Source organism: Paraburkholderia caledonica NBRC 102488, assembly GCF_000685095.1.
GTDB classification, from domain to species: Bacteria; Pseudomonadota; Gammaproteobacteria; order Burkholderiales; family Burkholderiaceae; genus Paraburkholderia; species Paraburkholderia caledonica.
Map to the genome: position 1 here is coordinate 186,623 of NZ_BAYE01000008.1, position 20,086 is coordinate 206,708.

The 20,086-nt window shown below is 61.5% G+C and carries 19 protein-coding genes; 9 read left to right on the forward strand and 10 right to left on the reverse strand.

The features are described 5' to 3' along the window. Positions 1-38: 38 nt before the first annotated feature. The 4 genes from BCA01S_RS18470 to BCA01S_RS18485 all read right to left on the reverse strand — a co-directional run bounded on the left by BCA01S_RS18470 (position 39) and on the right by BCA01S_RS18485 (position 4,838). The gene (locus tag BCA01S_RS18470; protein WP_027778180.1) at positions 39-479 is read right to left on the reverse strand and encodes a hypothetical protein; all 441 of its coding nucleotides are present in this window, start codon (positions 477-479) and stop codon (positions 39-41) included. 150 nt (positions 480-629) lie between these two features. Beyond that, positions 630-2,318, reverse strand: a complete 1,689-nt coding sequence (locus tag BCA01S_RS18475) for a purple acid phosphatase family protein (RefSeq protein WP_027778181.1) — start codon at positions 2,316-2,318, stop codon at positions 630-632. A gap of 87 nt (positions 2,319-2,405) precedes the next feature. Then, complete coding sequence (locus tag BCA01S_RS18480; protein WP_027778182.1) at positions 2,406-2,849, reverse strand: hypothetical protein; 444 nt, start codon at positions 2,847-2,849, stop codon at positions 2,406-2,408. Between the two features lie 54 nt (positions 2,850-2,903). Next, positions 2,904-4,838 carry a putative bifunctional diguanylate cyclase/phosphodiesterase gene (locus BCA01S_RS18485; protein ID WP_027778183.1) on the reverse strand — a complete coding sequence of 645 codons (1,935 nt, stop codon included), beginning with the start codon at positions 4,836-4,838 and terminating at the stop codon, positions 2,904-2,906. A gap of 360 nt (positions 4,839-5,198) precedes the next feature. Here BCA01S_RS18485 and BCA01S_RS18490 point away from each other — a divergent pair, with 360 nt between their 5' ends. The 6 genes from BCA01S_RS18490 (at position 5,199) to BCA01S_RS18515 (ending at position 11,222) form a co-directional block, all read left to right on the forward strand. Further along, positions 5,199-6,293, forward strand: a complete 1,095-nt coding sequence (locus tag BCA01S_RS18490; RefSeq protein WP_027778184.1) for an ABC transporter ATP-binding protein — start codon at positions 5,199-5,201, stop codon at positions 6,291-6,293. Continuing rightward, on the forward strand, positions 6,280-7,404 hold the full coding sequence (locus BCA01S_RS18495; protein WP_027778185.1) for an ABC transporter ATP-binding protein: 1,125 nt from the start codon (positions 6,280-6,282) through the stop codon (positions 7,402-7,404). Before BCA01S_RS18490 ends, BCA01S_RS18495 begins: the two co-directional genes overlap by 14 nt. Next, entirely contained in the window at positions 7,401-8,297 is an 897-nt protein-coding gene (locus tag BCA01S_RS18500; RefSeq protein WP_020068787.1) for a carbohydrate ABC transporter permease, read from the forward strand. Before BCA01S_RS18495 ends, BCA01S_RS18500 begins: the two co-directional genes overlap by 4 nt. After that, positions 8,287-9,099 carry a carbohydrate ABC transporter permease gene (locus tag BCA01S_RS18505; protein WP_027778186.1) on the forward strand — a complete coding sequence of 271 codons (813 nt, stop codon included), beginning with the start codon at positions 8,287-8,289 and terminating at the stop codon, positions 9,097-9,099. The genes BCA01S_RS18500 and BCA01S_RS18505 overlap by 11 nt, the downstream gene beginning before the upstream one ends. Next, positions 9,099-9,380: a DUF2160 domain-containing protein gene (locus BCA01S_RS18510; RefSeq protein WP_027778187.1), complete on the forward strand. Its 282-nt coding sequence runs from the start codon at positions 9,099-9,101 to the stop codon at positions 9,378-9,380. The genes BCA01S_RS18505 and BCA01S_RS18510 overlap by 1 nt, the downstream gene beginning before the upstream one ends. Before the next feature lie 102 nt (positions 9,381-9,482). Continuing rightward, entirely contained in the window at positions 9,483-11,222 is a 1,740-nt protein-coding gene (locus BCA01S_RS18515; protein WP_027778188.1) for an ABC transporter substrate-binding protein, read from the forward strand. Positions 11,223-11,311: 89 nt separating this feature from the next. On the opposite strand, the gene BCA01S_RS18520 is transcribed toward BCA01S_RS18515, so the two are convergent. From BCA01S_RS18520 to BCA01S_RS18530, 3 genes are read right to left on the reverse strand one after another with little or no spacing between them, the layout of a single operon-like run. Next, on the reverse strand, positions 11,312-11,821 hold the full coding sequence (locus tag BCA01S_RS18520) for a DUF1697 domain-containing protein (RefSeq protein ID WP_027778189.1): 510 nt from the start codon (positions 11,819-11,821) through the stop codon (positions 11,312-11,314). Between the two features lie 33 nt (positions 11,822-11,854). Continuing rightward, positions 11,855-12,703: a DUF2182 domain-containing protein gene (locus tag BCA01S_RS18525; RefSeq protein ID WP_027778190.1), complete on the reverse strand. Its 849-nt coding sequence runs from the start codon at positions 12,701-12,703 to the stop codon at positions 11,855-11,857. 5 nt (positions 12,704-12,708) lie between these two features. Further along, positions 12,709-13,476 (reverse strand): DUF899 domain-containing protein, encoded by a 768-nt coding sequence (locus BCA01S_RS18530; protein ID WP_027778191.1) that lies wholly within the window; start codon positions 13,474-13,476, stop codon positions 12,709-12,711. A 129-nt stretch (positions 13,477-13,605) separates the two neighbouring features. Between BCA01S_RS18530 and BCA01S_RS18535 the strand changes: the two genes are divergently transcribed. Together BCA01S_RS18535 and BCA01S_RS18540 are read left to right on the forward strand one after the other, a co-directional pair. Next, entirely contained in the window at positions 13,606-14,826 is a 1,221-nt protein-coding gene (locus tag BCA01S_RS18535; protein ID WP_027778192.1) for a winged helix-turn-helix domain-containing protein, read from the forward strand. Between the two features lie 9 nt (positions 14,827-14,835). Beyond that, entirely contained in the window at positions 14,836-15,489 is a 654-nt protein-coding gene (locus BCA01S_RS18540) for a Vgb family protein (RefSeq protein ID WP_027778193.1), read from the forward strand. A 37-nt stretch (positions 15,490-15,526) separates the two neighbouring features. Here the strand turns inward: BCA01S_RS18540 and BCA01S_RS18545 are convergent, their stop codons facing one another. Further along, positions 15,527-16,474, reverse strand: a complete 948-nt coding sequence (locus BCA01S_RS18545) for a GlxA family transcriptional regulator (protein WP_027778194.1) — start codon at positions 16,472-16,474, stop codon at positions 15,527-15,529. 119 nt (positions 16,475-16,593) lie between these two features. On the opposite strand from BCA01S_RS18545, the gene BCA01S_RS18550 reads away from it, so the two are divergent. Next, the gene (locus tag BCA01S_RS18550) at positions 16,594-17,391 is read left to right on the forward strand and encodes an SDR family NAD(P)-dependent oxidoreductase (protein ID WP_027778195.1); all 798 of its coding nucleotides are present in this window, start codon (positions 16,594-16,596) and stop codon (positions 17,389-17,391) included. Between the two features lie 116 nt (positions 17,392-17,507). Here BCA01S_RS18550 and BCA01S_RS18555 read toward each other — a convergent pair whose 3' ends face one another. Then, the gene (locus BCA01S_RS18555) at positions 17,508-18,410 is read right to left on the reverse strand and encodes a DMT family transporter (protein ID WP_027778196.1); all 903 of its coding nucleotides are present in this window, start codon (positions 18,408-18,410) and stop codon (positions 17,508-17,510) included. A gap of 161 nt (positions 18,411-18,571) precedes the next feature. Continuing rightward, positions 18,572-19,942, reverse strand: a complete 1,371-nt coding sequence (locus BCA01S_RS18560) for an MFS transporter (protein WP_027778197.1) — start codon at positions 19,940-19,942, stop codon at positions 18,572-18,574. Between the last annotated feature and the right edge of the window lie 144 nt (positions 19,943-20,086).

Genomic DNA, 20,086 nt, shown 5'->3' on the forward strand with positions numbered 1-20,086 from the left:
TATTGCCGGTGCGGTCCCGAAGCACTCAGGCGTACCGTTTAATCGTAGTGCCGATGCTTATGACGCTTCTTGCCCGACCGGTAATCGCGCGAGTAGTCGTCGGCATACGAGTTCGAGCGCGAGATATTGCCGCCGAGCGCGGAGCCCGCGCCGCCGCCTAGTGCTGCGCCGATCAGGCCGCCGCCACGTCCGCCCATGGCGTTGCCGGCTGCGGTGCCCGCACCGCCGCCCAGCGCGCCGCCTACGATGGCGCCCGTGCGCTCGCGGCGGTTCGACGTCACCGCGCCGCCCGCGCCGCCGCCCACCGCGCCGCCGATCACAGCGCCCGTGCTGCCGCCGACCGCGCCGCCCAGTGCCGCACCCGCTACGCCGCCGAGCGCGCCGCCAAGCGCATTGTTCATATCGCCGGCCACTGCCGACAACGACGCCGCGCTCGTGAGCGCTGCAACAGCCACAATTTTTAGAATTCGCTTCGACATAAGAGGTCTTTGGTTTTTATGAGACGGCGCGAGTATAACCGGCGATTCGAAAGGCTTCTGTAACCGCCTCATCGCGTACCGGTAAGACGTGTAACAAAACCTGCCGCGCCGTCTCTTCCCCTTGCTTCTTGCCTCTCCCCGGCTCGCGCGTCAGCGCTTGCGTTTCTTCTTCAGCTCGATGGTTTCGAACAGTTCATAGTTCGATGTAGGCGTCTGGTCCGCGCCGGGTGCGTGATAGTAGTTCATCGTGATGGTCGTCTCGCCGCCCGGATGGCCCGGCTCATGATCGAACACGGCGATGCCGTAGCCGGTGCCGGTGTCTCGTTGCGCGGACCAGATTGCGTCTTCCACCGCATCCGCGCTCGCTCGCACGAACGTGCCCGCCGTGCTGCCTGGAACCGGACGGTTAGGCCGCGTGAAAATGCGCGCTTGCGGCAGGCCCGTGCCCGCGTCGACGCCATACACGTCGAGCGGTGCGCTGGTGCCGCCGCCGCCGAGAATCAGGTGGATCGTGCCGTGGCTCGTATCGAACGTCGACGCCCCGGCGGAAATCGCCGACATCACCGGCTTGGGCTGCAATGTATCGACAGGACGACCCGTGGCGATATCGGTGCCCTTGTTGTGATTGCAGCCGCGCACGGGATAGCTGCGTTCATAGTCGTGATCGTGGCCGCATAGCACGAGGTCCACGCCATAACGGTCGAAAAGCGGGAGCCAGGCTTCGCGGATGCCTTTGTCCGAACCGTTGCCCGTCTTCGAAGAACTCAACGCGTCCTGATGCATCTGCACGACGATCCAGTCGACGTCGTCGTCCTGGGCCGCGTGGCGGAGCGTCTTCTCCAGCCAGCGCGTTTGCTCGCCGCCGCTATAGCCGCGCACATAGAAGGACGTGCCCGGCTCGATCGGCGGATTCCCGGTGCTCGCTGCCGGCATGAGCGGTGCCGGCCCGGCCACGAACGCGGCGGCGTCCTGATAGACGACGTCGTCGGCATCGAGCGAGATGAACAGCACCGAGCTCACGCGAAAGCAATACCAGCGCCCCTGATATCGCGTGTGATTGTCGGGCAACGCGTAGCGCGAGAGATACGACGCGAACCCTTGCTCGCCGTTGTGAAACTCGATCTCGTGATTGCCGGGGCATGGCATCCACGGACGATTCGCGGCTGAACTTTGACAGTTGTTGCCGAAGTCGCGCCACACTTCGGGCTGCTGTGTCGGGTTCAGGTTCGCATAACAAAGGTCGCCGTTGAGCAGGTGAAAGAGCGGCTGAAAGCGCTCGACCGCCTGTACGGCGAACCGGCTTTGCGGCGACGAGAGTACCCAGCCGGTATTCGGCGTGGCAAGGTCGCCATAACTCGTCCAGCGAAACGGTGCGCGGCCTCGCGGCGCCGTGCGGAAGCTGCCGCTGAAGGGCTGCGCCGCGTTGCTGTCGTTATCGGCCGTGACCTCGTATTCGTAACTCGTGTCTGGCTTGAGGTCGCGCAGACGCGCGTGATAGTTGAATACCACTTCGCCGTTGAGGCCGTCGGTGTACGTGGTCTGCACGCCATGCACGATCCGTTTGCCTTCTCCAACCCGGCCAATACGCAAGTGCGGCTTCACGGCAGCCGCGAGCGACGCCCACGACACAGTGACTTCATTGGATGGATCGTTGCCCCAGGTCAGGTGTACCTGCTCCGGTGTGCCATCGGGCGTGGCGCCTGCTGCGCGCGCCGTTGACAGCGCGTTGGCTGCACTTGCGAGACTCGATGCGCCGGCGAACTTCAGGAACCCGCGACGTGAAACGATGGAAGCGCCCTGATCGGCTGGCGAAGCCTTAGCGTTTTTTGTGTTCGACATGTCTATGTTTGTGGGTAGGAAGGACTGGCGGCTTGACCAGTGATCCTAGTCGCGAAACAGTGACAGTTGAATGAAACGGGTCAAACGCTAACGACTGGGAGGCTGTGGGTTGTTGGCAGGATTCGTATCGAACTTCGAAATGCGCTCGATACCGCTTTCAATACCGCCGGATGCGCCGCTCTCACTGCATATCGCCAATAATTCGGTCTCCATTGCATCGGCGGTCTGCTTGTCGTAGATCTGTTCGCCATTCACGTAGACCGTGAACGAGCGCAGGTACTTCGCTTTCTTCTCCGGGTTTTCGATCGTCTCGCGTGTCCACTGATAGAGCGGATAATTTTCGATGCCGAGCCGCTCCGCCTCGCTCACGTAGTCCGCGAATGCGTCGTACTGACAGATCACGGTCGCGTTATGCCGATGTAAACTTCGTTGAAGCGGGACATGCGCCGCGCCGGAAGAATCGGCGCGCAATGCGCCGGCAAGTTCTGACGAGACGGTGAGCCGTAGCTGGAATTTGAGTGTCGAGTCCACGTGTTCCCCACTGTCGGATATAGGCGCCGTATTGCGCCGCGGTCATGGAACCGCCTAGGCCGAAATCACCGATTGCGCGGGCAGCTTTTCGTCGATGCGCGCGATCTCGCAACCTTGCACCGGTCTGCCAAGCAAAAAGCCCTGCGCGTGGGTGCAGCCGGAACGGCGCACGAAGTCGAGTTGCTCTTCGGTTTCGATGCCTTCCGCCGTGGTCGGCATGCCGATTTCGCGCGCCAATGCGACGATCCCTCGCACGACCGCAGCAGATTCGCGCCGATGCACCGACTCCTTGACGAACGAACTGTCGATCTTCAGCTTGTCGAATGTGAAACGCACGAGCGTCGACATCGTCGAGAAGCCCGTGCCGAAATCGTCAAGCGCAAGGCCGATACCCAATGCACGCAACCTCGAAATATTGCGCCGGGTCACGACGTCGTCGTTCAGCAGCACCGTCTCCGTCACCTCGATGTTAAGACGCTCGGGCGGAAGACGCGTCTTGCGAAGCACGCCCGCAACGATCGACGCAAACGTCTCTTCACGTAATTGCACCGGCGATACATTGACCGCAACCGGAACCTTGTCGCGCCACATGACCGCTTCCTTGCACGACTGCAATAACGCCCATTCGCCGAGCGCGAGGATCAGGCCGGTGCGCTCCGCAGTCGGAATGAAGGCCGAGGGCGACAGCTCGCCGCGTGTCGGATGCTTCCAGCGAATCAGCGCCTCGCGGCCCGTCACAAAGCCGCTGGCCACATCGACAATCGGCTGATACTCCATGCGCAGTCCGCTGAACGAACGCAGCGCCCCTTCAAGGTCGCTGCGCAGCAGGCTCAGGTTTTCGTCGGATACATGTTGCTCCGCGTCGAAAATGACGTACGCGCTCTTGCCGCTGCGCTTAACCGCATACAACGCGCGGTCGGCGCAGATCAGCAATTGCGGCCCGGTCGTCGCGTGCTCGGGACACAGCGCGACGCCCACACTCGCGCCAATATGCACGAGCGCCTCACTCAACGCAAAAGGCCGGGCCAAGGTTTTGACGATTCTGTCCGCGAGCACGCGGACATCGCGGGACGGGTCGGGTGCTTCTGAAATGACCACGAATTCATCGCCTGCAAGGCGTCCGACGATGTCGGCAGCAGGCAGCACTTCACGCAAGCGGACCGCGGCCTCCTGGAGAATCTGGTCGCCGGCGGCATGACCCAGGCTGTCGTTGATTGCCTTGAAGCCGTCCAGGTCGATCAATAGAACGGCGAACAATGGCTCGCGATGCGACGAGCCTACCGCCGTGCGCTCCAGCAGCAATTCATTAATGCGCGCCCGATTCGGCAAGCCCGTCAGGCTATCGTGATGCGCAAGCCGCTGACTGTTTTCGCGCGCGAGCAGCAGCGCAACCGTATCGCGATTACTGCGCAGCGCAACGGTCAGAAAACCGGCGGCACAGAACGGCGCCTGAAACAGCAGCACGAGTTTTCCCGAGCCGGGCGACAGCGCGGCGCCGACTCCCAGCAAACCGAGAATGAAGAGGATCTGCAGCATGACCAGCCGCGGCGTGGCCGCATTGCGTCCGGCCAGCCCGCCGACAACGCCGACGGCGCAAACATTGCCAAGCAGAAAGAGCGTCGCGTCGCCGCTGATATTGCATAGCAAGCTACCAAAGCCAAACAACGCGCTCCACAGAATACTTGCGAGCACAAACGCGGAGGTAGGCGTGGGCAAATCCCGCGCACTACAGCGGCGACACAGCCAGATAAGCCAGAGGCGCACCATGAGCAGAGCAACAACGGCGCCTGTCCAACTCGCATATAGCAGGTTGGGATACAGATAGTAGGCCGTGGCGCAGACGCTGATTTCGCAGATCGACGCGAACACGATTGACCACGTTCGCGTGAAAAGATTGGCGAGGAGTATTTGCCGGTTCTCCGCGCTCAGGTTCTGAGCGGAAGAGACGATCCACCTGAAAAATGGAGACCTTGGTTCGCTAAAAGCCATGACCTACGCATTTTTAATGGTTAGTGAATCGAAACGGGCAGCGTGGGCCGATTATTACGTAAACCTAAGTCGAAAGGTTAAATCGGACAGGGAAACGGCGTAAATCGCCTTCCCAATTGTTGGGCATCCCTGATGAAGCCAGAAGGCTGCTGGCCGCAGCTTATGAACACCCAAATCGACAAGGTTCTCTATTTGCACCTTTCGTAAGGTTAACCCCGATTTAAACGCAAACCAACAAAAGGGACATTCTGTTTGCTGCGTGTAATCAGAGTGCAAACAAATTGACGCCTCCGCGAAGCTCCGGCTCCGCGGCCGGCGCACAGACACCCAGACATATCTCGCGCCCGAAAGGAGAAAAATTTGGTCCTGGAACTGGAGCAAGTGAGTGTCGTTTCTGGCGGGCAACCGTATCTGTACGGCGTGAATTTGCGTCTCGTGCCAGGCGCCATCAATGTGTTGCTCGGTCCTACCCAGGCCGGCAAGACCACGCTAATGCGCGTCATGGCGGGACTGGACAGGCCAGGTGCGGGCCGCGTGCTCGTCGACGGTCAGGACGTGACAGGCGTCAGTGTGCGCCAGCGCAACCTTGCAATGGTTTATCAGCAGTTCATCAATTACCCGGCGATGACGGTGTTTCAGAACATCGCCTCGCCGCTCCAGCTACAGAAGACCGACACCGCCGAAATTCGCCGGCGCGTGCAGGAAGTCGCGGCAAAGCTGCATATCGAGCATCTGCTGGAGCGGCGGCCGAACGAACTGTCAGGCGGCCAGCAGCAGCGGTGCGCGCTGGCGCGCGCGCTCGTGAAGCGCACATCGCTTGTATTGCTCGACGAACCGCTCGTCAATCTCGACTACAAGCTGCGTGAAGAATTGCGCATGGAACTCGCCACGCTTTTCGCGGACGGCAAGACGACCGTGGTGTACGCGACCACCGAGCCTCTTGAAGCACTGCTGCTCGGCGGCTATACGGCAATCGTGGATAAAGGCCGCGTGCTGCAATTCGGCCCGACGCTCGACGTCTATAACGCACCGGTCGACGTGGGCGCCGCGGCCGTCTTCAACGATCCGCCTATGAACATGCTCACGAGCGAACTGAACGGTAACGGCAGCGCGCGACTGCCGATCGGCATCGACGTGCCGATCCGCCGCGGCACCGCTGTCAACGGCACATGCCGCATCGGCATCCGGCCCGGGCACTTGCGTCTTGCGGCGAAGACCTCGCATGCGATCGCCGTTCCATGCCGGCTCGAACTCGCCGAATTGAGCGGCTCGGAAACCTATCTGCATCTGCACACGCTCAATGGCGGCATCGATCTCGTCGCGCAGTTGCAAGGCGTGCATCAGATTGAACTCGGCACGCAACTCGACGTGTTCATCGACCCCGACGAACTGTTTGTGTTCGGCGCGGATACGAAGCTCGTATCCAGCCCGGAGGCGGCTTATGGCGCGCATTGAGTTTCAGAATCTCGCGCACGCGTATCGTCCCAATCCGGCGACGCTCGACGACTACGCGCTGCAACCCATGAGCATGGTCTGGGAAGACGGCGGCGCGTACGCGTTGCTCGGACCATCCGGTTGCGGCAAGACCACGCTGCTGAACATCGTGTCTGGTCTCGTCAAGCCTTCCGAGGGCAAGGTGCTGTTCGACGGACGCGACGTGACCGCGCTGGGCGCACGCGAGCGCAACATCGCGCAGGTGTTCCAGTTCCCGGTGATCTACGACACCATGAGCGTGTTCGACAACCTCGCGTTTCCGCTGCGCAACCGCAAAATACCGGCGGCCGAAGTCAGGAAGCGCGTGCACGAGGTGGCGGACATTCTCGACATGACGCGGGATCTGCCGCATAAGGCGAGCAACCTCGCAGCGGACGCGAAGCAAAAGATTTCGCTGGGACGCGGCCTCGTGCGCCAGGACGTCGCAGCGATCCTGTTCGACGAGCCGCTGACCGTGATCGATCCGGCGATGAAATGGATGTTGCGCCGGCAGCTGAAGAAGATCCATCAGCAACTCAAGCTCACGCTCATATACGTCACGCACGATCAGGTCGAGGCGCTCACCTTCGCTGACGAAGTCGTGGTCATGACAAACGGTCGCGTCGTTCAGAAGGGCGGCGCCGATGCGCTTTTTCTACGGCCGGATCACGCGTTCGTCGGCTACTTCATCGGCAGCCCCGGCATGAATCTTTGCCCAATCGAGCTTGACGCGGAAGGCGCGAAAATCGGCGCCCAACGGCTCGCTCTGGACACTGACACACTCGCGGCGCTAAGACATGCACATGAGCACGCAAACGGCGCGCTCACACTCGGCATTCGCCCCGAGTTCGTCCGGCTCGCACAGGAAAGCGAAGCGGGTGTGGTCAAGGCGCAGGTATTGCGCGCGCAACAGCTCGGCAACTATCAGCTCGTCACAGCGCAATGCGACGGCCATCTGTTCAACGCCAAGCTCGAGCCGCATGTGCGTGTCGTGGACGGACCGGCCTGGCTGCGCCTCGCCGCGCCTGAAACGGTGTTCTTCTGCAACGACGAAAGAATCGACGCACGCATCTCCGAAGGAGCGGCGAGATGAACAAGCCCGTCAATCAGAAAGCCTGGCTGCTGGTCGTGCCCGTGTTTATCTGCGTCGCGTTCTCCGCGATCCTGCCGCTGATGACGGTAGTTAACTATTCGGTGCAGGACATTATCAGCCCGACACAGCATGTGTTCGTCGGCACTGAGTGGTTTCGCAACATCATGACCGATCCCGATCTGCGCGACGCGCTCGGCAGACAGATCATATTTTCCGCTTGCGTGTTGCTGTTCGAAATTCCGCTCGGCGTGGGCCTCGCGCTTGCGATGCCGGCTTCCGGCTGGCGTGCATCCGCGGCACTCGTCATACTCGCCATGCCGCTGCTCATTCCATGGAACGTGGTCGGCACGATCTGGCAAATCTTCGGACGCCCGGATATCGGTCTGCTAGGTTATTGGCTCAATAGCCTCGGCTTCGACTACAACTACACAGCGAGCCCCACGGCCGCGTGGCTCACCGTGCTCGTGATGGACATCTGGCACTGGACGCCGCTCGTCGCGCTGCTGTGCTATGCGGGCCTGCGCGCGATTCCCGATGCGTTCTATCAGGCCGCCGAAATCGACGGCGCAAGCCGCTTTGCCGTGTTCCGCTACATCGAACTACCGAAGATGCGCGGCGTGCTGATGATCGCCGTGCTGCTGCGCTTCATGGACAGCTTCATGATCTACACCGAGCCGTTTGTGTTGACAGGCGGCGGTCCCGGCGATTCCACGACGTTCCTCAGCCAGTACCTGACGCAAAAAGCGGTCGGCCAATTCGACCTCGGCCCAGCCGCCGCATTTTCGCTGATCTATTTCCTCATCATCCTTCTGCTGTGCTTCATTCTCTATAACTGGATGAGCCGTGTAGGCAAAGGCGGCCCCGCTGCGGAAGGAGACGAACATGCAGGATAAGCGCCGCTGGATGCGCACGTTGGTGCTCGTCGTTTATATGTTGTTCGCGCTGATTCCGCTGTACTGGATGCTGTCGATCTCGTTGCGCACGAACGAAGAAACCATGTCGGCGTTCGCCACGCTGCCACAGCATGTGACGTTCGAGAACTACAAGATCATCTTCACCGATCCGTCCTGGTACTGGGGCTACATCAATTCGATCATCTACGTGCTGATGAATACGGTGATGTCGGTGCTCGTCGCGCTGCCTGCCGCTTATGCGTTCTCACGCTACCGCTTTCTCGGCGACAAGCACATGTTCTTCTGGCTGCTCACCAACCGCATGACGCCGCCCGCCGTGTTCTTGCTGCCGTTTTTTCAGCTCTATTCGAGCGTCGGTTTGACCGACACGTACATTGCCGTTGCGCTTGCGCACATGCTGTTCAACGTGCCGCTCGCGGTGTGGATTCTCGAAGGCTTCATGTCGGGCGTATCGCGCGAAATCGACGAAACAGCGTATATCGACGGCTATACGTTCCCCGCTTTCTTCGTGAAGATTTTCTTGCCGCTGATCAAGTCGGGCGTCGGCGTCACCGCGTTCTTCTGTTTCATGTTCAGCTGGGTCGAACTGCTGCTCGCACGCACGCTGACCTCCGTGAACGCGAAGCCGATCGCGGCGGTGATGACACGCACGGTGTCGGCTGCCGGCATGGACTGGGGCGTGTTGTCCGCGGCGGGCGTGCTGACCATCGTTCCTGGTGCGCTAGTGATCTACTTCGTGCGCAACTACATCGCGAAGGGCTTTGCGATGGGGAGAGTCTGATGTTCACGTGGATGTACTGGACGCCCGAAGTGGCGCTCTTCTTCGGCTGCATTGTCGTAATGCTGGCCGGCATGACGATGTGGGAACTGCGCTCGCCGACGACTGAACGCAAGGGCTTTCTGCCCATCTCGACCACGCGTGGGGACCGCCTGTTCATCGGCCTTCTCGCGGCGGCGTATGTGAACCTCGCATGGATCGGCATCAGCGCCGAAGGCTCGAATTCGTGGCCGGGATTCGTGGCTTCGGTGCTCGTTCTGCTCGCGATCATGTGGAAAGGCTAGCAAGTCGACACACGCAATGAAGGCTGGCAACTCCCGGTTCCGCTGATGCCCCGAGCGGGCTCCGGCCAGATTCAAGGGGCACGAAAGACACAGGAGAAGACCATGCAACAGAGGAGACGGATCGTCGCGCTCGCAGTGGCAGGCATCGTGTCAGGTGCCCTTGCGAGCCAGGCACAAGCGGGCATGCCGGAAGCGCAAAAGTGGGTAGATAGCGAATTTCAGCCAAGCACGCTTTCGAAACAGCAGCAGATGGACGAAATGAAATGGTTCGTCGACACGTCTGCCAAACTTAAGTCGCAAGGCGTCAAGGAGATACATGTGGTGTCGGAAACTATCGACACGCACATCTACGAATCGAAAACGCTCGCGAAAGCGTTCACTGAAATTACCGGTATTCAGGTAAAGCACGACATCATTCAGGAAGGCGATGTCGTCGAAAAATTACAGACGTCGATGCAATCCGGGCAAAGCATTTACGACGGCTGGATTTCCGACTCCGACCTGATCGGCACGCACTATCGCTACGGCGTGATCGTGCCGCTGTCCGATTACATGACAGGCGAAGGCAAGGACTATACGAACCCTGGCCTTGACATCAAAGACTTCATTGGCACGAGTTTTACGACCGCGCCGGACAAGAAGCTCTATCAACTGCCCGACCAGCAGTTCGCCAACCTTTACTGGTTCCGCGCCGACTGGTTCGCGCGCAAGGACTTGCAGGACAAGTTCAAGGCGAAGTACGGCTACGAGTTGGGCGTGCCGGTGAACTGGTCCGCGTATGAAGACATTGCCGAGTTCTTTACCAACGACGTGAAAAACATCGACGGTGAAAAAGTCTACGGCCATATGGACTACGGCAAGAAAGACCCGTCGCTCGGCTGGCGCTTCACGGACGCGTGGCTTTCCATGGCGGGCGAAGCCGACAAGGGCATCCCGAACGGCATGCCGGTCGACGAATGGGGCATACGCGTGACGCCGGACGGCTGTCATCCGGTGGGCGCGTCGGTGTCGCGCGGCGGCGGCACCAACAGTCCCGCGGCGGTCTATGCGACGACCAAGTACATCGACTGGCTCAAGAAATACGCACCGCCCGAGGCCTCAGGCATGACCTTCAGCGAGGCGGGTCCGGTGCCCGCACAAGGCAGGATCGCGCAACAGGTCTTCTGGTACACGGCGTTTACCGCGTCGATGCTCAAGCCCGGCAATGTCACGAATCCGGACGGCACGCCGAAGTGGCGCATGGCGCCGTCGCCGCACGGCGCATACTGGAAAGACGGCATGCAGAACGGCTACCAGGACGTCGGTTCGTGGACCTTCTTCAAGTCGACGCCGCCCAACCAGCGCGCCGCAGCCTGGCTATATGCGCAGTTCGTGACGGCCAAGAGCGTGTCGCTGAAGAAGTCGATTGTCGGTCTGACGTTTATTCGCGACTCCGACATTCATAGCGACTACTTCACGAAAAACGCGGACAAGTACGGCGGTCTGATCGAGTTCTATCGCAGCCCGGCACGCGTCGCGTGGACGCCCACCGGCAACAACGTGCCCGACTATCCGAAGATGGCTCAGCTGTGGTGGAAGAACGTCGGCACGGCCGTCGCCGGCGAAAAGTCGCCGCAGGTCGCAATGGATAACCTCGCGAAGGAAATGGACCAGGTGTTGTCCCGTTTGCAACGCGCCGGCATGAAAGTGTGTGCGCCGGAGCTGAATGCGCAAAGCGATCCGTCGAAGTGGTTGTCCGATCAACACGCGCCGTGGAAGAAGCTCGCCAACGAGAAGCCGAAAGGCGAGACGGTCAAGTACGAGCAGTTGCTGTCGGCGTGGAAGGCGGGCAAAGTGCGCTAAGCAGCTGATCTGGCAATTGGCGGTTAATAGACGGGCGGCACCATGCGTGCCGCCCTTTTTCATGCCGCCGATGCCACGAGCCGCATGCGCTATTCGTTCGCCATGTCTACCAGCTTCCCAACCGTGTTCATGTTGCGTGCGGTTCCCGTTCTGGCGGCCGGGATTTTGAGCTTCGTGTCTGCCATTCCGTTGTTGTAATGCACGTAGATTTCGCGCGTGCCGAGCGCCATTTCTTCTTCGCGCTGGCCGCTCGCGTGAGTCAGCGCGTCGGCGGGCGGCGCTGAGTCGAGAAAAATGGCGACCGTCCGGTTCGGCGCGGCGGACTTGAACGGATTGGCGGTCAGCACCTGCGCAAGTTCCTCGCTGGTTCGCACCGCAACGCCCACCGGCTTGCCCGCGTACTCTTCAAGGGAACGCTCAAGCCGGCTTTTCACCGATGCCTCGGCAAGCTTGCTGTCGAACACGACGTTGCCGCTTGCAATGTACGTGCGCACGTTGGTGAAGCCAACGGCTTCGCACATAGTTCGCAATTCAGCCATTGGAAGCTTGCCGGTGCCGCCGACATTCACAGCGCGCAGAAAAGCAACGTATCGGGTCATCGAGTGAGTTCGTCTGATGTCGAATACAAGTGTTTACACGAGCGAGGCGGCTCCCACGATCATAAACAAGCCGGCGCCGATCACCACAAATCCAATGCCCCGCGCGAAGAATTCGCCGTGTGGCGCCACGCGTTCGAGCGTAATAGCGACCGTGACCGCCGCCATTGCACGCAGATCCATCACGCCGGTAACAGCAAGCACCGCGGTCAAGTTTGCACAGCACCCACAGCAATGGACGCCTAGCCGCACACCATATCTTATCGCGGCGACGGCGCGCGTCGGCAGTGCATGAAGGCAGGATTGAGCCGCGTGGCGGCAACAGCGAAGATAGCGCGCCTTCAGCGCCGTGAGTTGCAATGCGCCCGCACTGAGCACGATTACGCCGGCCGCGACGGGAACAGCGCGAGAAGCCGCCGGCATTTGCACCTCAAGCGCCGCTAACGTCGCGCCGAGCACGAACACCGCCGCACCAAACGCGGCCCACACAGCGAGATAGCCCACGCCGGCAACCAACGTCATAAGCGCTGCCCGCGCGTGCCCCGCTCTGCGAAGCGCCTCTTCGTAACGCCACAACACGGGTGCGAGGGACGGCAGCATCATCGCGATCATCATGACGATCCACATGCCGACGAAGCGTGCCGCCACGCCCGGCCACGTGCGGCCGCACATGGGCATCCACATCATCGACATGGCCCAGCCGCCGGGCATGGGCATGTCGCTCATGGTCGACATGGACCCGCAAGCAATGAGGGTTGCCGCCGCGCAGACTGCGAACAGCAACGCACAGACACCGTAAAAGCATGCGCGCGAACGAGAGGCGCGCATGTCGACGTGTTGCGTCGCGAAGTCACCGCATCGGCTTGCGTGCACGGGCTTCATCATGCACCTCAGCGCTTTGCGTACTCGTCGTGACGGCGCCACCAGATGCCCGTTTCGTTGCGGCCTTTCGGCGCGCGGTCGAGCCATTGGTGCATGCCCCACAGGCCGTCCAGTCCACGCGCGTAGGTGGAATACGTGTGGTAGACCGCGCCGTCTTCCAGCACGAAGGCGCTCAGTCCTGGCCGGTCGCGCGCGTAAGTGGATGCGTCGGTACCGCAAGTCGCCGCAAATTGCGCGACGGGCTCCGGCGCCGGTACCGCGTCCATTGCATGACGGCCGCGCTGATAGTTGTATTCGACGGTGCCCTCGCGCTGCTGCTCCTCGGTAAACGAAATGTTGAAGTCGAAGTTGAAGTCGCTGCCCGCCGACGAAGCCCACGGAAACGTCCACCCCATGCGCCGCTTGTACTCCTGCAGCTTCGCGAGCGGCGCACGGGATACTGCCGTCAGCGCCACGTCGTGGTTCGCCAGATGAATCGCGATGCCGTCGAAGCCATCCGCGATCGACGAGCAGGACGGGCATCCTGCCTTGTAGTCCGGCCCGAACATGAAGTGATAGACGAGAAGCTGGGAGCGTCCTCCAAACAGGTCGGCAAGCGACGCGATGCCCTGCTCGGTATCGAATCGGTATGTCTTGTCGATGCGGACCCAAGGCAATTCCTGGCGTCGGCGCGCCAGCTCGTCGCTGCGCCGCGTGAGCTCTTTTTCCGCGTTGAGCAGATCGAGGCGCGCTGCCAGCCATTGCTCGCGTGTTCCGGTCGTATGTGTCGTGGTCATGGTTCTCTCCGTTCGGTTTTCCTCGTCGCTCGATCGCTTTCGATACGACGTACTGGTTGGCGGTCGTGCTAGATTAGTGTCGGGATTCCGGACAGTGGGAGTGACAAGTGTGGCGCGATTTCAATCAGCATGGACCCGCTAATCCAGGCCGCCGCTCAAGCGCTCGCAGCGGGTGATCCGCTCGGCGCATTGAAGCGCGTCGCGTTACGAGGCGACGCGCCCGCGCTCGCGCTTCGCGGCATCGCGATGGCGCAACTGGGCGATTTCATCCGGGCCAAGGCGCTCGTGCGAAGCGCGGCGCGCGCGTTCGGTTCGAAGCAAGCCGTCGCCCGCGCGAGATGTGTCGTGGCAGAGGCAGAGATCGCGCTGGCGTCGCGCGATCTTGCGTGGCCGGCGAAAGCGCTCGGCGCTGCGCGCGCGACGCTCGAAGCACACGGCGACCGTGTCAATGCCGCGCATGCGGGCTATCTGGAAGTTCGCAGGCTTGTTCTGATCGGACATATCGACGAGGCTGAGCGCATGCTCGGCACATTCGATTCGGCGCCTTTGCCGCCCGTGCTCAGAGCGGCACACCAGCTCATGGTGGCGAGCATCGCGCTACGGCGTTTGCAGGCCAACAAGGCTCGCGCTGCTTTCACACGAGCCAGGTACGCGGCACGAGCTGCCGAGATTCCCGCGCTGATCGCCGAGGTCGAGAGCGCATCGAATACGTTGAACGTGCCAGCCGCGCGCCTGATCGGAAAAGGCGAACAACGGCTGCTGCTGCTTGATGAAGTAGAAGCACTGTTAATGTCGAATGCGTTCGTGGTCGACGCCTGCCGCAATGTCGTGCGGAAATCCGGTACGGCAGTCTCGCTGGCAAGGCGCCCGGTGTTGTTCAATCTCGCGTACCAGCTTGCCGAAGCATGGCCCGCCGATGTATCGCGCGACACGCTGATCGCACGCGCATTCAGAACGAGAGATGCCGATGACTCGCACCGCGCGCGTCTGCGGGTGGAGATCGGCCGGCTTCGCACGGTGCTTGGCACGTTGGCCGATATAAGCGCGACGCCGCGTGGCTTTGCATTGGCGCCGCGCGATGGGCAAGAGGTGCGGGTACTCGCGCGGCCCGTCGAAGAGACTCATGCGGCAATGCTCGCGCTGCTCGCGGATGGCGAGTCGTGGTCGAGTTCTGCGCTCGCGCTCGCACTCGGCGCAAGCCAGCGCACCGTGCAGCGCACACTCGATTCGCTCGCAGCCGTTGGCAAGGCCCAGTCGTTCGGCCGAGGCCGGGCGCGCCGCTGGATGGCCCCGCCAGCGTCTGGATTCGCGACAACGTTGCTACTCCCCTCGCCCGTCACGCTCAATTAGGATGGCAGCATGAATCGATCGAACGCCACTATCATCCGCGAATATGGTCCGTTCCCGGACGTGCAGCAAGTGGCTGGCGTCACCTACGACGGCCAGCAGGTCTGGATTGCGACGGGCAAGACGTTGAACGCATTCGATCCCGCGAGCGGGGAGACTCTGCACGCAATCGAAATCGCCGCCGATGCGGGCACAGCCTTCGACGGCCAGCATCTGTTTCAGATTGCCGCGGGCCGCATCCACAAAATCGACCCGGCAACCGGACGCGTGCTTTCGAGCATCCCTGCGCCGGGAGGCAATGGCGCGTCGGGACTCGCGTGGGCAGAGGGATCGTTGTGGGTTGGCGAGTATCGCGAGCGCAAGATCCATCAGGTCGATCCCGAGACGGGCGTCGTGCTTTCGAGCATCGAGTCGAACCGTTTTGTAACGGGCGTCACGTGGGTAGACGGCGAGCTTTGGCACGGCACCTGGGAAGACGATGCAAGCGAGTTGAGGCACGTCGACCCACGTACCGGCGAGGTACTCGAAAGCCTCGAGATGCCCGAGGGCGTGGGCGTGTCGGGTCTCGAATCCGATGGCAGCGGGCAATTCTTTTGCGGCGGCGGAATCAGCGGGAAGGTGCGCGCAGTGCGCCGTCCGCAACGCGAGACGGGCGACGTCAGTTAGTTCGCTTTGTTTTTGCGCGGCGAACCACGTTCTTTTTTCACGCTGCACTACGCACTTCGCGACGCACCGCCTGCGGCGGCACGCCAAACCCACGTATGAACGCCTCGCGCAAATGGCGCCGGTCGCGAAAGCCGGTCTCTTTCGCAATGACGTCGAGCGGATGCCGGCTTCGCTCGATCATCAGGCGCGCGGCTTCGAGGCGAAGGCTTTCAATAGCACGCGCGGGCGATTGCCCCGTTTCGAGCGTGAACACACGGCTGAACTGCCGCGGACTCAGGTTTGCTTTATCGGCCAGTTCATCGACGGTAAGTGGCCGGCTCAGGTTCTCACGCGCATAGTTCAGCGCGCTCTGAATGCGGTCCGACTTGGGCGCGAGGTTGAGCATTTCCGAATGCTGCGATTGGCCACCCGAGCGCCGCTGATGCATGACGAGCTTGTGCGCAACGGAGCGCGCCACTTCGGCGCCAAGATCTTTTTCGACCATCGCAAGCGCGAGATCGAGCCCGGCGGTCATGCCGGCCGACGTCCAGATCGGACCGTCGACGATATAAATGCGGTCGTCTTCCACGCGAACATCGGGAAAGCGCTTCTGCATTTCACGTGCGTAAGCCCAGTGCGTCGTGGCGCGACGCTGCGATAACAGACCCGCCTCAGCCACCACGAAGCCGCCTGTGCAAATACCGCCGATGCGCCGCGCGCGCGGCCCGGTTTTGCGCAGGAACGCGAGCACGTCTTGGGGCGCCGGCGATGCCAGCGGATCGTTGACGCCTGCGACGATCCACGTGTCCGTTTGACGGCGCGAGTTGAGCGGACTCGTGCTAATGGTCATCCCTAGCGACGAACGCACCTCGCCGCCCGCAGGCGAAAAATTCTCCACCTGATAGAACGGCTCGCCCACTACGAGGTTCGCGTATTCAAAGACCGCTTGCGTGGCGATCGCCATGACCTGAAAGCCGTCGCTCAGCAAATATCCCACGCAGTGCATGTCCGTTCTCCGTCCAGGTGTATGTCCTGAAACCTAACCATATATGTCATTTGCGTCGCCGTCAAAACGGCACAGAATTCGTTCACACCATCAACGGTTCATTGCAAAGGAGTGACATCATGACTGAAGCACACAAGGGCACCGCACTGATTACGGGCGCGTCGTCGGGCATCGGTGCAATCTACGCGGACCGCCTTGCGCGGCGCGGTTACGATCTCGTGCTGGTTGCCCGCAACCGCGAGCGCCTTGCCGCGCTGTCCAATCGCATCACGACCGAAACGCGCCGTAGCGTCGAGATACTGGACGCCGATCTGGGCGACAAAGCGGGGCTCGCAGCGGTCGAAGCGAAACTGAAACAGGACGCGAGCATTACGCTTCTGGTCAATAACGCCGGTGTCGGCACGCATACGCCGCTCGTCGACAGCGACGTCGATGCAATGCAGCGCATGATCGACCTGAATGTGAGCGCGCTGACGAGGCTCACGTATGCGGCCGTGCCCGGCTTCGTCGCGCGTGGCAACGGGGCGTTGATCAACATTGCGTCCATCGTGGCTATTGCGCCGGAGGTTCTCAACGGCGTGTATGGCGGCAGCAAGGCGTTCGTGTTGGCCTTCAGCCAGTCGCTCAAGCACGAACTGGCCGACAAAGGTATTCAGGTGCAAGCGGTTTTGCCGGGCGCGACCGCGACCGAGTTCTGGCAAACGGGCGGCCTGCCGCTGGAAAACCTCGACAAGGCAATCGTGATGTCCGCCGACGACATGGTCGACGCAGCACTGGTCGGCTTCGATCGCGGCGAGCTGATCACCATTCCGTCACTGCATGCGGTTGAAAAGTGGGAAGACTACGAGGCTGCGCGCCGCGCGATGTTCTCGCTGTTGTCGACCAATGCGCCGGCGCCGCGTTACAAGGTGGCTTGACCGGCCACGGTGGAAAGCGGCGGCGCACCGCGGCGAATTCCTGCAAATTGCATCGGCAGCGAGATTCGCCGGGTAGCCGCAAGTCATATTGAGTGCGGCGCCCGGAGGCCGTCGCATCAGGCGAGAGGTCCTTCGGGCGCTTTGCGGCGCACCGCGACGGCGATCGCGCTGCCCACGATCATCGATATGCCGGCCACCGACAGAAGTTCCAGCGTTTCGCCCCACAGCACATAGCCGAAAAGCGCCGCCCAGACGATGCTCGTGTAGTTATACGGAGCAAGCGCGCCTGCATCCGCGCGGCGGAAGGCTACCGTCATCAGCATCTGGCCCGCAGTCGCGAAGACGCCGAGCGCAGCCATCACGAGCAGTGCGTCCACCGAAGGCGTGCGCCACTTGAAGAACAACGTGCAACCCATGACCACGGTGCCCATCGCCGTGAAAAAGAGAACGGTGGTGGCGGAGTCGTCGGTCGAGCGGATGCGTTTGATCTGGACGATGGAGAGGGCACCGCAAAACGCGCTTGTCAGCAGGATCACGGGGCCCAGCCAGGACGTCTGGGCGCCGCCGGGCCGTACCACGAGCAGTACGCCCAGAAAACCCACAATCGCGGCTGCGGCGCCGCGCGGCGTCAAGCGCTCGTTGAGCATTAGCGGCGCCAGCACAATGACGATCAGCGTCTCCGAATAGGCGAGCGCGACTGCTTCGCTGAGCGGCACATAAGGCAGGCCGGCAAAGAACAGAGCCGAGGCGCCGAGGAGTGCGATCGCGCGCGTGGTCTGCCCTTTGACGTCGATATTCCGCAAGCGGTCGGGCAGCGGCCGGCTTCCTCCGCAACACAGCAAAATGGCGGGAAACAGGCCGAAAAGCATGCGGAAAAACGTGACCTCGTTGGCCGGATATTGCAGCGCAACCGACTTGGCCAACGCATCGACCACTGCAAAGCAGAACATCGAGGCAAGGATGGTGCCGACGCTGCCAGGCGAGAGTGAACTACCGTGGGTGGACGCGGAAGTCGGCATGTGAGAACGCAATCCGTATGGGGATTTGCATGATCTCACAGACGCACGGGCTGGCGCTTCACACTACGTGGTGTCGGAAAACGCCGGCGCAGCGACGGCTTCACCGGCGGCAAAGCGCGAGTTACACGATGCGGCGGGCTTTGCCGCGCCGCACCTGACACTTAGGCGTGGCGATGACCGTGCCCGCTCTCGCCCATCGAGCGCGGCTCGTCGTATTCCTGCGAAATGTCTTTGTTCGTGTAGTCGCCGAGTCGAGAAGCGGCGAACAGGCTGAGCACTCCGCAAATAAACACATAAAACGCGATCGCGTAGCCGGAATGATAGTAAGCGAATAGTGCGGTCGCGATCAGCGGCGCAGGACCGCCCGCGATCACCGAGGCCAGCTGATAACCGAGCGACGCCCCGCTGTATCGCAGGCGCCCCGTGAACGACTCTGCGATCAGCGCGGCCTGAGGGCCGTACATCATCGAATGCGGGACTAGCGAGAGTACGATCGCCACGAAAATCAACGTCGGATTGCGCGTGTCGACCATGGCGAAATAGACGAAACCGAACAAGCCCGCTGCCGCGGCGCCGATCATATACATGCGGCGACGTCCGATCAGATCGGAGATATGGCCGAACAGCGGAATGGTGCCGAATTCCAGCACCGAAGCCGCCAGCACCGCTGTCAACAGCAGATCGCGCGACGCGCCGAGTGTCGTCACGCCATACGTGAAGACAAAGGCCGTGAAAATGTAGAACGGCGCTTGCTCCGCCATGCGCGCCACGGCCGACAGAAGAATGTCTTTCGGCTGGCGGCGCAAGACTTCGAGCATCGGTGTCTTTTCGATCTTGCGCTCAGCGAGAAGCTTCGCGAAGATCGGCGTCTCCAGGATGTTCAGCCGGATGTAAAGCCCGATCCCAACCAGCAGGATGCTCAGAAAGAAAGGCACACGCCAGCCCCAGGTGACGAAGGCATCGCCGGAAATAGCGCTCATTGCCAGCACGGCGAGATTAGCGAGGAACAGCCCCGCGGGCACGCCAAACTGCGGCCACGATGCGACGAAGCCACGATGTGCGTTGGTGCGGGCCCATTCCATCGACATCAAGACGGAGCCGCCCCACTCGCCACCCACGCCGACGCCTTGAATGAAACGCAGCACGGTAAGCAGCACGGCGCCCCAGATGCCAATCGAGGCGTACGTTGGAACAAATGCGACGGCGAATGTGGCGAGTCCCATCAGCAGCAGCGTGACGATCAGCGTAGCCTTGCGCCCTATTCGATCGCCATAGTGTCCAAAAATGGCCGCGCCGACCGGCCTCGCGATGAAGCCGACCGCATAAATCAGAAAAGCTTGAAGTGTGCCGACCAATGGATCCGATTGCGGGAAGTACAGCTTCGCGAAAACGAGACCCGTAACCGTGCTGTACAGAAAGAAGTCATACCATTCGATCGTAGTACCGATCGTACTGGCGACGACAGCGCGACGCAGCTGACGCCGCGCGTCCTCTTCGGAGAGGGGCGCAGCCCCCGGTTGAGTGGCAGTCATTTGGCATCCCCTGATAAAAGGGCGACATCTCCTATTGACCGCGGCGACGCGCAGAGGTTCCGGTTGTCCCACTGTTTGATCAGATATGCTTACTAATGGCATGGCACCGATAATGCTCGAGTGCTTGAGCAATCGCGAAAGCGC

What these genes read in the sequence shown, in the direction of transcription:
- BCA01S_RS18470 (WP_027778180.1), bottom strand. Translation starts at nt 479, where the DNA reads ATGTCGAAGCGAATTCTAAAAATTGTGGCTGTTGCAGCGCTCACGAGC.
- BCA01S_RS18475 (WP_027778181.1), bottom strand. Translation starts at nt 2,318, where the DNA reads ATGTCGAACACAAAAAACGCTAAGGCTTCGCCAGCCGATCAGGGCGCT.
- BCA01S_RS18485 (WP_027778183.1), bottom strand. Translation starts at nt 4,838, where the DNA reads ATGGCTTTTAGCGAACCAAGGTCTCCATTTTTCAGGTGGATCGTCTCT.
- BCA01S_RS18495 (WP_027778185.1), top strand. Translation starts at nt 6,280, where the DNA reads ATGGCGCGCATTGAGTTTCAGAATCTCGCGCACGCGTATCGTCCCAAT.
- BCA01S_RS18500 (WP_020068787.1), top strand. Translation starts at nt 7,401, where the DNA reads ATGAACAAGCCCGTCAATCAGAAAGCCTGGCTGCTGGTCGTGCCCGTG.
- BCA01S_RS18505 (WP_027778186.1), top strand. Translation starts at nt 8,287, where the DNA reads ATGCAGGATAAGCGCCGCTGGATGCGCACGTTGGTGCTCGTCGTTTAT.
- BCA01S_RS18510 (WP_027778187.1), top strand. Translation starts at nt 9,099, where the DNA reads ATGTTCACGTGGATGTACTGGACGCCCGAAGTGGCGCTCTTCTTCGGC.
- BCA01S_RS18515 (WP_027778188.1), top strand. Translation starts at nt 9,483, where the DNA reads ATGCAACAGAGGAGACGGATCGTCGCGCTCGCAGTGGCAGGCATCGTG.
- BCA01S_RS18520 (WP_027778189.1), bottom strand. Translation starts at nt 11,821, where the DNA reads ATGACCCGATACGTTGCTTTTCTGCGCGCTGTGAATGTCGGCGGCACC.
- BCA01S_RS18525 (WP_027778190.1), bottom strand. Translation starts at nt 12,703, where the DNA reads ATGATGAAGCCCGTGCACGCAAGCCGATGCGGTGACTTCGCGACGCAA.
- BCA01S_RS18530 (WP_027778191.1), bottom strand. Translation starts at nt 13,476, where the DNA reads ATGACCACGACACATACGACCGGAACACGCGAGCAATGGCTGGCAGCG.
- BCA01S_RS18535 (WP_027778192.1), top strand. Translation starts at nt 13,606, where the DNA reads ATGGACCCGCTAATCCAGGCCGCCGCTCAAGCGCTCGCAGCGGGTGAT.
- BCA01S_RS18540 (WP_027778193.1), top strand. Translation starts at nt 14,836, where the DNA reads ATGAATCGATCGAACGCCACTATCATCCGCGAATATGGTCCGTTCCCG.
- BCA01S_RS18545 (WP_027778194.1), bottom strand. Translation starts at nt 16,474, where the DNA reads ATGCACTGCGTGGGATATTTGCTGAGCGACGGCTTTCAGGTCATGGCG.
- BCA01S_RS18550 (WP_027778195.1), top strand. Translation starts at nt 16,594, where the DNA reads ATGACTGAAGCACACAAGGGCACCGCACTGATTACGGGCGCGTCGTCG.
- BCA01S_RS18555 (WP_027778196.1), bottom strand. Translation starts at nt 18,410, where the DNA reads ATGCCGACTTCCGCGTCCACCCACGGTAGTTCACTCTCGCCTGGCAGC.
- BCA01S_RS18560 (WP_027778197.1), bottom strand. Translation starts at nt 19,942, where the DNA reads ATGACTGCCACTCAACCGGGGGCTGCGCCCCTCTCCGAAGAGGACGCG.